This window comes from Lysinibacillus sp. COL-1 (genome assembly GCF_059814265.1).
The window spans coordinates 2,523,854-2,536,573 of the sequence record NZ_JCAWSJ010000004.1 but is presented as its reverse complement, the minus strand read 5'-3'; the positions used below and the strand labels follow the sequence as shown (position 1 = coordinate 2,536,573).

Below are 12,720 nucleotides of genomic sequence, written 5' to 3'. Positions count from 1 at the left end.
TGAATAATACATTGGAAAAGGGGAACGAACGTATGCCGACTATACTTGTTGCGGATGATGATGCGAATATTCGTGAACTTGTTTGCCTTTTTCTGCGCAAAGACGGGTTCACAACAATGGAGGCCGAGGATGGCAAAGAAGCTCTAGCCATCTATCACTCAATGCCTGTCGATCTTGTTGTGCTGGATATTATGATGCCGACGATGGATGGCTGGACATTATGTAAGGAGCTGCGCAAAGTAAATGCTGAGCTTCCCTTACTGATGCTAACAGCAAGGGGGGAAACATGGGAAAAAGTGAAGGGCTTTGAGCTCGGAACAGATGATTATTTGACAAAGCCTTTTGACCCACTAGAGTTGACGGTACGAGTAAGGGCTCTTCTAAAGCGCTACAGGATTGGCTACTCACAGATCATTCAACTTGGTCAAATCATGCTGGATCGTCAGACCTATAAAATTAAAAATGGAACAGAGTCTATTTCGCTGCCGCTAAAGGAGTTTGAATTATTATATAAGCTTGCGGAAACACCTGGGCAGGTCTACACACGAGAGCAGCTGATCGATCAAATTTGGGGAATGGATTATGCTGGCGATAATCGAACGATCGATGTACATATTAAGCGTCTGCGCGAGCGCTTCACTGCAACAACTGAATTTCAGATTGAGACAGTACGAGGTCTTGGCTACCGACTTGAGGTTAACGAATGATTCAATCATTATATACGCGTGTCGTTTTAACATTTCTAGTTGCCGTAATTGGTGGCACAACTATATCCTTTTTTATGGCAACATGGGTATTTGAAGATAAATTGAATGAAAACTTACAAATCCCCCTAGTGAATTTTGGTCAGGACATTGTCCATATATTTGAGACATTGCCATTTAATGAAGCAGAACAATTTATTCGTGAAATGCATCAGCTTGAATCCTACTATATCCGCATTTATGAAGAAAAGGGGCAGTTCAAATCCTACGGAGAGCAAAAGGGTGTTCCACTGGCCAATGTAACAATGACACAAGTTCAAAGTGTACTGGATGGGGAAGTCATTCAAGTTAATCCGGGTGGTGTTTCGTCTATTTTTGTAGGAATGCCACTACAAACTGCAATGGGGACTAAGGCGATGTTTATCGAACCCATCTCCCTCCCTTCTACTTCCTTTGCTATAAAATTGATATTGAATTTTGCTACTTATGCTCTTGTTATTGGCAGTGTCGTGTTTATAGTGGCTGCTAGGTTTCTCGTCAAGCCAATAAAAAAATTGACAACAGCAACAAAGCATATTGCAGGTGGAGATTTCAATGTCGAGTTAAATATTAAACAATCAGGGGAGCTAGGTACCTTGGCCAAAAGTTTTGAGGACATGGCGGAGGGGTTACAGCAATTGGAGCAAATGCGGAGAGAGTTTGTATCGAACGTCTCACACGAGGTTCAGTCACCACTTACTTCCATATCAGGCTATGCAGCAGCATTGAAGCAAGTAGATATTACAGACGAGGAGAAAAGTCGCTATCTTGATATTATCATGTCGGAAGCAAAGCGAATGTCTAAGATGAGTGATAGCCTGTTAAAGCTAAGTTTGCTCGAGTCGAAGACACAGCCAATGCAATGTGCGACGTTTAGTCTGGATGAGCAAATTAGGCGAGTAATTATTGCCATTCAGCCGCAATGGTCTGCTCGCAACATCCAGTTTAATCTTCATTTACAGGCTGTTCATATAATGGCTGATTATGACCAATTAAATCAGGTATGGACCAATCTTCTTACTAATAGTATTAAATTTTCCAATGAAGGTAGTATGATTGAGGTCAGTATGAAGCAGGACGCTCATCATGTGATAGTACGAGTAAGTGATTCGGGCATTGGGATTTCTTTAGAGGATCAGAAGCGTATTTTTGAGCGGTTTTTTAAGGCGGATCGTTCACATAGTCGTAAATATGATGGGAGTGGAATGGGTCTCGCAATCGTTAAGCAAATCGTATCATTGCATCAAGGAGACATTCAAGTAGAGAGTAAGCTTGGACAAGGGACGACCATCATTATCCAATTGCCTCTTATGACACAGTAAATGCGTGAGATAGCGAAATTTTTTTGTTGTTCATATTGCGTTCATATTACCGTCATATAGTAGACATCTTCGTCCTTTACACTGATCAATAACAGCTAAGTAAGCTAGCTGGAATAACGGTTGTAAGGGAGGAAAGCACGAGCAAAGATGAACCTCGTGCATAAAAATGAAAAAATTTTTTCGAATCTTACTTAAAACAATAGCTGTTATCCGTTTAACGATAGTACTGCTACTTGCTATTGTGTTTATTGTAAACATTATTTGCAACAAAATAGAGCAAGGGAAAATAGAACACTATGGTCAGCTCATTACTGTGAATGAAGGAAAAATGAATGTTACCATCCAAGGGAAGGGGGCAGAAACAATCGTCCTACTACCAGGCTTCGGAACAGCAGCACCAACACTTGATTTTAAGCCACTTATCGAAGAACTAACTCCTCATTACAGAGTCGTTTCAATAGAGCCTTTTGGCTATGGTTTAAGTGATGATACCGATAAAGAACGAAGCACCGACAACATAGTGAGTGAGATTCATGAAGCTTTACAGGCGTTGAAAATTGACCGCTATATGCTCATGGGACACTCTATAGCAGGTATTTATGGACTTGATTATGTCAATCAATATCCGAATGAGGTGACTGCATTTGTCGGGATTGATAGCAGTGTGCCTACTCAAGACGGTATGGATACAAAATTCCCAATTAAGTCGTTACAACTTCTCAAAAAAACCGGGATCGCTAGAGTTCTTATAAAATTTTCAGATGATCCATATGCTGGCCTACCGTATGATGATGACACAAAAGAACAAATACGGATGATTACAAACAAAAACTTTTATAATACGAGCACTTCCAATGAATTAACAAATATAGAAATGAATTTTATAGCTGCCAAAAACGTAACTTTCCCTAAAGATTTACCTCTTTTGTTATTTGTTCAGGCGAAAAGTGAAGGCATTGAAAAAAATTGGATACCATTGCATGAAGAGCAAGTCAAAAATTCAGTTCATGGAAAAGTAATCACATTGGACGGTGACCATTACTTACACCATACAAGATCACAAGAAATTGTTGAAAACCTAAAAGAATTTATGGATAACTGATAGTTATAGCATCTTACCTCTTTGTTGTTAGAGGTAAGATTTTTTATTGAAATTCATGAAAATAAAATACCTCCCCCAATGAAGTCGCTTTAAGTAGCAATCTAATTGTCCCATTCTTTTACATGGATGTAATCCATACTTCGATAAGCGTTGAATAGCTTCCTGTTTATAATCAGATAGTAGTGATTAATGAAACAGGTTAGGAGTATCTTGTATGAAAAACTATCAATTTATTGCTTTACTAGTAGTAACAACCTTTTTAATGGGTTCATCGTTTGCTATCGTAAAATTAGGATTACCGTATTCATCACCATTATTATTGGCTGCCCTTCGATTTATGCTGGCAGGGATTCTAATGGTCATTGTTGTCATGATTTTCAAAAGACCTCATCCGACCTCAAAGAGAGAATGGCTCAAGCTATGCATCATCGGAGCATTTCAAACGGCTGGTGTAATGGGGTGTATTTTTTTAAGTCTACGCACCATTACAGCAAGTGAATCATCTATTTTAACATTTACAAACCCTTTACTCGTTGTCATATTTGCCACCATTTTTACCAAAGTACGCTATCGTTTCTATCAGTGGATCGGGGTTGTGCTTGGCTTAATCGGAGTGATCATTACAATGGGGGCACAAGTTGAATTGAAAATAGGTCTTCTATTTGGACTTTTATCCGCTGTATTTTGGGCGATTGCAACACTTTTAGTGAAAAAATGGGGAATGTTCTTTGATACATGGGTTTTATCAGCCTATCAAATGCTGTTTGGGGGCTTACTCCTTTTGCTAGGAAGTGTCGTGTTAGAGCAACCATACTTTATTGTCAATCCACAGTCATTATTGATTTTGTTATGGCTTAGTATTTTTTCTTCCATCATTCAATTTGCAGGCTGGTACTATCTTCTTCAAAATAGTGATCCAGGAAAAACAAGTGCCTATTTATTTTTAGCACCTTTTTTTGGGGTGCTAACAGGCTGGGTAGTATTAGACGAAACGTTACATGAATCGTTAGTGGTTGGTGGGTTATTTATCATTAGTGGGATTTATTTAGTAAATCGTACTTTTAGTAGAATAAAGGGCTAGTGGGGCAATCCAAAAGCCCTCTATTCTTCTAGCTGTCTAAATGAAATACCTCTTTAAAACCTCTTTTACCTTTCTCAGTCACTTTAATGGCGCGAATAGATGGTACACGTGTAAGCCAGCCGAGGTTTAATAATTGGTTTAATAGACCATTGCCTAGTGCACCTGCTAAATGGTAACGTCGTTCACTCCAATCTAAACAAGCAGGTGAAAAGGAGCGTCGTTTTCTTTTTAAAGCAGCTAGATCCATCCCGAATGTAGTAAAAAATAAAGTGCCTTCATCTGTCAGGATAAATTGTTTGTCCTCTAATTTTAGATAGCCTGCATCCACCATTGACTCTGTTAATTGGACACCTAATTTACCAGCTAGATGGTCATAGCAAGTTCTAGCATCCTGCAATAATTTCATTTGGCTAGATTGTTTTAAAGAACGTACTTCAGGTGGCGGTGAGATGACGAGAAAAGACTCAAGAAATTGAGCAATGTCCTCACCAGCTAATTGAAAATAACGGTGCCGCCCTTGTTTTTCAACTTTAATCAGCTTTCCTTCTACTAATTTAGCAAGATGAAAGCTAGCAGTTTGTGGTTTAATGGCAGCCATATACGCCAGTTCACTAGCTGTATGAAAACGCCCGTCCATCATGCTAGCAAGAATGGTTGCTCTTGACCTTTCGCCAAGAAGTGCCGCTACCTCCGCCATGTTTGGATTAATTCCCATATGTCACAATCCTTTCAGTTTTCTATATTTTGATTTTAGTTAATTTCATTATCGTTTACAATAAAAGTAATAGAGGAGGAGAAATAAATGGAAACCTATTATGCAGTGATTTTTACATCTCAAAGAACTAAACAGGATGGGGAGGGCTATGGCAAAATGGCTGACCTCATCGATGCCCTAGCACAGCAACAGCCTGGTTTTCTGCGTGTTGAAAGTGTCAGGAACGAGGAAGGAAAAGGCATTACGGTGTCCTATTGGGAATCGCTAGAGGCTATTCAAGCATGGAAAGATAATGCCAAACATTTAACCGCACAACAATTGGGACAAGATAAATGGTACGCGAACTATAAGGTGGAAATTTGCCAAATGATAAAAGATTACTCTTTTGTGAAATAAAATGACGAGTGAGAAGGAGGTCTATTTTTTATGACAATTGCTGAGGAATGGCATGAGCTAAGACAAAAATTTCATCCTTCAGATCCGATAACGATTAATCAGATGCATGTTTTCAAAGAGCGATTAAAGCAGGAGCAGCAAACGGAAGAAACGTTAAGGCTACTAGTAGAAGTCTATTGCTTGCTTAGGATGTACCTAGAGGCTTATCAGCTTTTTACGACCATTATGAATAAAGCTGATAAAAAAGATCGAAAAAAATATGGTGTTCTGCAAACCTACATAAATCAACCAAATTTGGTGAATCCTCTGCTACCACGAAAAATAAACGACCAACAGCCAACTCAAACAATCATTCCAACCTTTAAATATGTTCCTAAACCGCTTGAGGCGAAAATTTTTGAAACAGGTGAAATCGTTGTCTGTGATTGCTGTCAACAGCAAGTGGATGTCTATTACACAGGAGGTATTTACGCTATTGAGGATGTAGATTATCTTTGTCCTTCTTGCATCCACAGTGGAGAGGCTGCCCAAAAATATGATGGCTCTTTCCAGCAAGATTTAATGGATGATGAACAGGTTACTAACCCTGCCTTTGTACAAGAAATTCTCTATCGAACGCCCGGCTACGTAAGCTGGCAGGGCAATAATTGGGTAGCTCATTGTTCGGACTATTGTGCGTTTATCGGCTATGTTGGCTGGAGTGATATAGTGGAGCTAGGTATTGAGGATCAATTTGATAATTATACAGGCTTTTCGAAAGATGAGCTTTCAGCATCGTTAATGAACAATGGTCATCATCAAGGCTATTTATTTCAGTGCTTGGAATGTGACCGTTATGTGCTCTATTCAGATTTTAGTTAATCGCTGTTAGAGGAGGTAGAGAGGTGGAACAATTTCTTCAACGATATATGTATTCATGGCGTTTGAATGGCTGGCTGATGCATGATATTTTTTTATGTATCGTGTTGGGATTAGGATTTTTACTGTTATTGTTTATCGTCATTAAACGTAAAAGCCTTGTTATTTCTAGCATTTTACTAGTTGTATTTATAGTGGTTAGCAATCTAGTCATGATTGTTTTTGGCTTAGCGGGGAGAAGCTTTCCTATAAAATCTGATTCGCCCATTTATACAGATGATTCACAACACATCGCTGTCCAAATGGTGCAGGGCTCTGAAAATAATGGAACATCGAATGGCATTACGCATTTGCTTGCTCATTATCTCATTGTGGCTGTGAATTTAGAGACAGGTGAAAAGCAATGGACAAAATCAGCTTCCCATAAAGATACATTGATTGGGAATTTTATGGGTGGTCTTCTTGTTCATCATCGTGATGATGAGTTTGGTCAATTGTCACTGTTAGATATAGCAACAGGAAAGGAAATACTTTCTGAACAAGAATTTCGTCAGCAATATCAGCCATTAATAGATAAATTAAGTAATGGTGCACATCAGATGGTTATTTTACAAAATAATTTATATTTGGAGGGTGTCGATGGCAAATTCTATCACTTTGATGGTGAAACTTTAAGTGAGAACCCAAAAGCTCAAGATTTCCTAACAGCTCGTTTCTTCATTGAGACAGGGTTGCCTGGATATTTTGCCACACACCCACAGTCTGTAGAGGACTATCAGGTAATTCAAGATTTTAGTCAGGCTGTTCTAACAGAGCCTGCCATTCAAGCCTACCAAAATTTAGAACCTAAAGTGATTGATGTGGATATCGCAAAAAAAACAGCTCTCGTGTCTTATCGTCAAACACAGCGGGAAAGTGCTGACCATATGGTTTTGTTTTATGATATGAATAATCATCAAGTATTGTGGGAAGAAAATATAGGTGTTATCAATCCTGACCAACAACAACCTGGTATACGTACATTAGAGGAGACCTATGTTATTCAAGCAGGTGACAGATTATTAGTATTGGATAAAGAAACGAAAAATAGGAATGTTCAATATCATCTGCGGTGGAATCGACCTATTGATTAGTGGCGAATGCCAATATTTATCCTTTTGACAACAAGTTAAAACCATCTATTTGAAAAAACTGTTCATTTTTCGATTCTGTAAAAAAGGAGTATAATTTAATAGGAAGAAACTCTATGTAAAAGGATGACGTACAAACATGAATGAGCAATTAGTGGATTGGATTATACGCTTTCAAAGGGATAAAGATATTGAAGCACTCGCCCATTTAAAAGACTATTGTTATGAGATGATTGAGCCTTTGATTGAGGAATTTACTATGAAATATGGTGAAGAGGCAGGGGAGCTCCTGCATTTAAAATGGGATAAACGGTTTTATTTTATTTTTACGAAATATCAGGTCAATGTTGGACTACCTTTAGATACCTTCGTTCAAAATACGTACCGTTTTTATTTCATGCAAGTGTTAAAAAAGGCAGGCTATTTGTGACAGAAAAATCCCTTGATTTGTGTAAAAGCAAATCAAGGGATTTTTGTTTTATTGGTAAAGCAAATCTTCTGCTAGGTTAGTAAATATCTCACCGATAATCGTTTCTTCCTCATATACTGATGAGCCTGTATTTTCTTCAGGCTGAGCAAAAGGAACATGGGCGATTACTTGTGTTTGCAGTAAATCTGCTAACTGATCGGCTCCACCTTGTCCAAACAGATAGTTTTTTTGACCATCTGCTCCTTCAAAATAAGCCATGTTTTCAACAACACCAAGAATAGTATGTTTCGTATGTTGAGCCATCAAGCCTGCACGGGATGCGACGTGAGAAGCAGCAAGATGTGGTGTTGTTACAATGATTTCCTGTGCCTGAGGAATCATGGCTGCCATATCAATGGCCACATCGCCTGTCCCTGGTGGTAAATCTATCAGAAGATAGTCCAAGTCTCCCCATAATGTGTTGACAAGGAAATTACGAATCCATTTGTTGAGCATGGGGCCACGCCACATAACAGGCTGGTTGTCATTGGTAAAAAAGCCCATCGACATTAATTTAACCCCATGACTTTCTACTGGAATAGCTGTTTGGTCAAGCATAGTAGGTTTTTGGTCAATATTCATCATAGCAGGAATACTAAAGCCATAGATATCCGCATCAAGTATTCCTACCCGTTTGCCGAGACGGGCAAGGGCGACTGCTAAATTAATGGTCACAGTCGATTTCCCAACACCGCCTTTACCACTTGTGATGGCAATGAATTGCACACCAGAATTAAGCAGTAGCATATTCGGCATTCCTTGCTCTGTCACATTTTTCGCTTGTAGAGACGCAGTTAATGTGCGACGTTCCTGATCTGTCATAGCCCCAAAGGTAATGGCAACACTGGAGGCACCAATCGCTTGTAATGCTTTTTCCACATCATGCTGGATCTTCGCTTTTAAAGGACAACCTGGAATGGTTAAAATAATATCCAGCGATAGATGGGTGCCGTTTATTTGAATATTACGCACCATATTCAATTTGACGATACTCTGATGAAGCTCTGGATCTTCTACTTGTTGTAATGCGTTGATAACATCTTCTTTTACTAACATGTCGGAACCACCTTATTCTTTTAAGCCTTTGCCAAGTCCCTTTAAGAAATGGACTCCAAAATTGAGCGCACGATTGACATCTGGATCATTTAACATTTTCATAAGCTTAAAGGCACTTACTTTTTCATTGGATTCAAGTGCTTTGCTCGCTTCATCTACACCTGAATTTAAGCCGTCAATTAGCTTAGTCGTTGTTTCTGGATTGAGCTCCGTCAATGCTCCTGCAACGCCCATTAAATTATTAATAATATTGGTTACAGGCTTACGAGTTAATTGTCCAAGTGCAATATGGGCCACATCCTCTTTCGCTTCTAGTAGCTTCATTGCTGCTTCTAGTGCACCTATATCATTCAATTCAGCCATAATACTAAACACTTGATTAACGGCTTCTTCATTATCAGAAAGCAGTTCTTTTAGATTGTCTAATTTTTGTTCCTTTAGTTGTTCTTCCGTCAATTGTTGTTTTTTAATGCTTGTAATAGGTACAGCCATGCTCTCACTCTCTTTCGTTAATAGTTGTTAAGTGAACGTAGCCAGGACGATTCCATTTCCGATGAACCTCAACACCATTTTGAGGATGACGCTTTTTATAGCGTGGGTTCGTACGAGGAAGTGGTGATTTTCCTTTTGCTTTTAGCACTTCAACTCGTACTTTTGTTTGTTTATAAGCTGGTGTTGATGTATTCACATCTGCTGCAGGGCCCGTTAAGAAGTTGATAGCTGAATCTTTATTAACGGAGTTCATCGGTAAAAATAATTCGTTTCCTTGCACGCGATCTGTGACAAGAGCATTTAGCTTTAATGCACCATAAGGAGATACTAAACGAAGTAAGGCTCCATCTGCAATACCTCGTTCCTTCGCCAGTTCCGGTGATACTTCAACGAAAATATCAGGTACTTTCGATTGAATACCTTTTGATTTATTTGTTAGATTTCCTTCATGGAAGTGTTCAAGCATACGACCATTATTAATAAGACAATCGTACTGTGCCTCATATTCCACAGGTTGCACCCAATCATTTAAAGCAAAACGAGCTTTTTTATCAGGGAAATTGAAACCATCTTCATATAGTAAAGGTGTATCTTTACCATCATGGCTACCCCAGCAGAAGCTACCCCAGCCTTCTAAGACATCATAGTTAGCTTGTGAGAAGAGGGGGGACAGGCTGGTCATTTCATCAAAGATGTCACTTGGATGATCATAATGCCAATCTGCTCCTAAACGACGAGCAACCGCTTGCAAGATTTCCCAATCTGCTTTCGATTCACCAAGTGTTGGTAATACTTGATAGAGGCGTTGAACACGACGTTCTGTATTCGTGAATGTACCTTCTTTTTCAAGGGAAGGCGCAGCAGGTAAAATCACATCTGCATATTGTGCTGTACGTGATAGGAAACAATCTTGGACAACAAAAAAGTCTAGTTGTGAAAGCACCTCATCTACATGGTTGGCATTACAATCAACAAGCGCCATATCTTCGCCCACTAAATACATGGCTTTCATTTTACCTTCCATAATCGCATCTAACATTTGCATATTAGTTCGACCTGGTTGCGACTGAATTGGGACACCGTAAGCTTTTTCGAATTTTGCACGCGCTGCCTCATCTGTTACCTTTTGATAACCTGGCAAGAGAGTTGGTAGTGTACCCATATCACAGGCACCTTGCACATTGTTATGACCACGAAGAGGGTAGGCACCCGCACCTGGACGACGATAGTTCCCAGTTGCTAAAAGTAAATTTGAAATCGCTGCGGATGTATAAGAGCCACCAGTATTTTGTGTTACACCCATGCCCCAAAGCACACATGTACCATCTGCATCACGAATCATTTCAGCCACTTCGATCAATGTTTCTTTACTAATACCCGTCATTTCTTGCGCATAATCAAGTGTATATGTTTCAAGTACTTGTTTAAAATCATCATAATGAAGGACGTTTTCTTGAATAAAGGCTTCATCGTGCCAACCTTGGTCAATGATATATTTGGTAACGGCCATTAACCAAACTTGGTCAGTACCTTGCTTCGGACGCATAAAGATGTCAGAACGCTCAGCCATTTCATGTTTACGAATATCCGCAACAATTAATTTCTGACCATGTAATTTATGTGCACGTTTCACACGTGTTGCTAAAACAGGGTGTCCTTCAGCCGGGTTAGCCCCAACAATGATGACAAGACCAGCCTTGGCAATATCTTTGATCGTACCCGCGTCACCACCTAAACCTACTGTACGTAATAAACCGTCAGTAGCAGGGGATTGACAATAACGGGAACAATTATCGACATCATTTGTTCCAAATAACTGACGTGCCATTTTTTGAATTAAGTAATTCTCTTCATTTGTAATTTTAGAAGATGAGATAAAGCCGACAGAACCAGGACCAAATTGCTGCTGAATACCACCAAGCTTTGTGGCAATTAAATCGAGTGCCTCATCCCATGATGATTCAACAAATTCATTATTTTTACGAATAAGAGGTTTAGTAATTCGTTCCTCAGAATTAACGAAGTCCCAACCAAATTTCCCTTTGACACAAGTAGAAATTGCGTTAACGGGACCTTCGGAAGGTTGTACTTTTAAAATTTTACGGTCTTTTGTCCAAACTTCGAATGAACAACCTACACCACAGAAAGTACATACTGTTTTTGTTTTTCTAGTACGTTTACTACGCATAGCTGCTTCCACTTCAGAAACGGCAAAAATACCGCTATAGCCCGGTTCAACTTCCTTAATTAAACTGATCATTGGATCTAACATATCCTGTTTCAGACCAGTCATAAATCCAGCCTCTCCAAGCATGGATTTTTCCATTAAGGCATTACATGGACAAACGGTTACACATTGACCGCAACTTACACAGGAAGAATCATTAATTGCTACGCCAGTATCCCATATGACGCGTGGTCTTTCGGCTTCCCAATCGAGGGATAATGTTTCATTCACCTGTAAATTTTGACAAACCTCTACACATTGACCACAAGCGATACATTGGTTAGGGTCATATCGATAAAACGGGTGTGACATGTCCACTTCATGAGGTTCCACTTTCGGTTGGTAAGGATATTTTTGATGCTCGATTTCCATCATTTCAGCCGTGTTGTGTAATGCACAATTTCCATTGTTATTATCACAAACTGTACAGTACAGTAAATGATTTTCGAGTAGACGATCCATCGCTTCTGTTTGTGCTGCTTTTGCTTTGTCAGAAGTTAATAAAACATTCATGCCGTCTACTGCCTTTGTGGAGCAGGAACGAACTAATTGACCGTTCACCTCCACGATACATGTATCACATGTTTCGATTGGATCAACAGCAGGCACATGACAGATCTGTGGATGTGGAATGTCATGCTGATTAATGGTATCAAGGATTGTAGCTCCTTCTTTTACATCATACGATACGCCATTAATATTAATTTGAGTCAAGATAACTTCCTCCTTTTGCACTTTGAGACTAATCGGACAACATGTTGCAGCTTAAGACAAAAAGGGAATAACAAATCGAGTTGGTTATTTTTGAAAAGATTGTCTTGTTATCATTGTAATTCCCAATTGTTCTTGAAGCTACCTCAAAATAGGCAAATTGCTAGATCATAACAAGTTATCCATGTCTCGGTTTTAAAAAAAATAAAAAATCCACCATGAAATAACATGTCCAAGACATGCTAATGATTCATGGTGGATAAAATTCTTAGCAGGCCTTGCTAAAAACTCAATCTACTTTTATTTTTTAATAACAATAGAATTTAAATATTAAAAACACTATGCAACATCGTGACATAGGGATCAAAATAAATCAATTCCATTTGTGATATGAATATTATAGCTCTTTCCTTCAAAA

The 12,720-nt window shown here is 39.0% G+C and carries 12 protein-coding genes; 8 read left to right on the top strand and 4 right to left on the bottom strand.

Annotated features, from left to right (window positions below):
* Positions 1-32: 32 nt before the first annotated feature.
* The 4 genes from AC6BKE_RS20900 (at position 33) to AC6BKE_RS20885 (ending at position 4,248) form a co-directional block, all read left to right on the top strand.
* Complete coding sequence (locus tag AC6BKE_RS20900) at positions 33-707, top strand: response regulator transcription factor (protein WP_340809828.1); 675 nt, start codon at positions 33-35, stop codon at positions 705-707.
* A complete protein-coding gene (locus AC6BKE_RS20895) occupies positions 704-2,065 on the top strand; it encodes a sensor histidine kinase (protein ID WP_340834488.1) in 1,362 nt (453 codons plus the stop codon). Before AC6BKE_RS20900 ends, AC6BKE_RS20895 begins: the two co-directional genes overlap by 4 nt.
* A 166-nt stretch (positions 2,066-2,231) precedes the next feature.
* On the top strand, positions 2,232-3,167 hold the full coding sequence (locus AC6BKE_RS20890; protein WP_499857920.1) for an alpha/beta fold hydrolase: 936 nt from the start codon (positions 2,232-2,234) through the stop codon (positions 3,165-3,167).
* A gap of 214 nt (positions 3,168-3,381) precedes the next feature.
* Entirely contained in the window at positions 3,382-4,248 is an 867-nt protein-coding gene (locus tag AC6BKE_RS20885) for a DMT family transporter (RefSeq protein WP_036126914.1), read from the top strand.
* A 28-nt stretch (positions 4,249-4,276) separates the two neighbouring features.
* Here AC6BKE_RS20885 and AC6BKE_RS20880 read toward each other — a convergent pair whose 3' ends face one another.
* Positions 4,277-4,963 (bottom strand): ArsR/SmtB family transcription factor, encoded by a 687-nt coding sequence (locus AC6BKE_RS20880; RefSeq protein WP_089932610.1) that lies wholly within the window; start codon positions 4,961-4,963, stop codon positions 4,277-4,279.
* A gap of 87 nt (positions 4,964-5,050) precedes the next feature.
* Here AC6BKE_RS20880 and AC6BKE_RS20875 point away from each other — a divergent pair, with 87 nt between their 5' ends.
* From AC6BKE_RS20875 to AC6BKE_RS20860, 4 genes are all read left to right on the top strand, one after another.
* Positions 5,051-5,359, top strand: coding sequence for an antibiotic biosynthesis monooxygenase family protein (locus tag AC6BKE_RS20875; RefSeq protein ID WP_089932612.1), 309 nt, complete (start codon positions 5,051-5,053; stop codon positions 5,357-5,359).
* Between the two features lie 30 nt (positions 5,360-5,389).
* Entirely contained in the window at positions 5,390-6,220 is an 831-nt protein-coding gene (locus AC6BKE_RS20870; RefSeq protein ID WP_036126905.1) for a CbrC family protein, read from the top strand.
* Between the two features lie 23 nt (positions 6,221-6,243).
* Positions 6,244-7,350 carry a PA2928 family protein gene (locus AC6BKE_RS20865; RefSeq protein WP_036126903.1) on the top strand — a complete coding sequence of 369 codons (1,107 nt, stop codon included), beginning with the start codon at positions 6,244-6,246 and terminating at the stop codon, positions 7,348-7,350.
* Positions 7,351-7,486: 136 nt separating this feature from the next.
* The gene (locus AC6BKE_RS20860) at positions 7,487-7,777 is read left to right on the top strand and encodes a hypothetical protein (RefSeq protein WP_036126901.1); all 291 of its coding nucleotides are present in this window, start codon (positions 7,487-7,489) and stop codon (positions 7,775-7,777) included.
* 48 nt (positions 7,778-7,825) lie between these two features.
* Here AC6BKE_RS20860 and AC6BKE_RS20855 read toward each other — a convergent pair whose 3' ends face one another.
* Genes AC6BKE_RS20855 through fdhF form a run of 3 tightly spaced genes read right to left on the bottom strand, consistent with a single transcriptional unit; the run spans position 7,826 to position 12,305 of the window.
* On the bottom strand, positions 7,826-8,872 hold the full coding sequence (locus AC6BKE_RS20855; RefSeq protein WP_058844572.1) for an Mrp/NBP35 family ATP-binding protein: 1,047 nt from the start codon (positions 8,870-8,872) through the stop codon (positions 7,826-7,828).
* 12 nt (positions 8,873-8,884) lie between these two features.
* Complete coding sequence (locus AC6BKE_RS20850; RefSeq protein WP_058844573.1) at positions 8,885-9,364, bottom strand: helical membrane plugin domain-containing protein; 480 nt, start codon at positions 9,362-9,364, stop codon at positions 8,885-8,887.
* Between the two features lie 4 nt (positions 9,365-9,368).
* Positions 9,369-12,305 carry a formate dehydrogenase subunit alpha gene (gene fdhF / locus AC6BKE_RS20845; RefSeq protein ID WP_036120653.1) on the bottom strand — a complete coding sequence of 979 codons (2,937 nt, stop codon included), beginning with the start codon at positions 12,303-12,305 and terminating at the stop codon, positions 9,369-9,371.
* Positions 12,306-12,720: the final 415 nt, after the last annotated feature.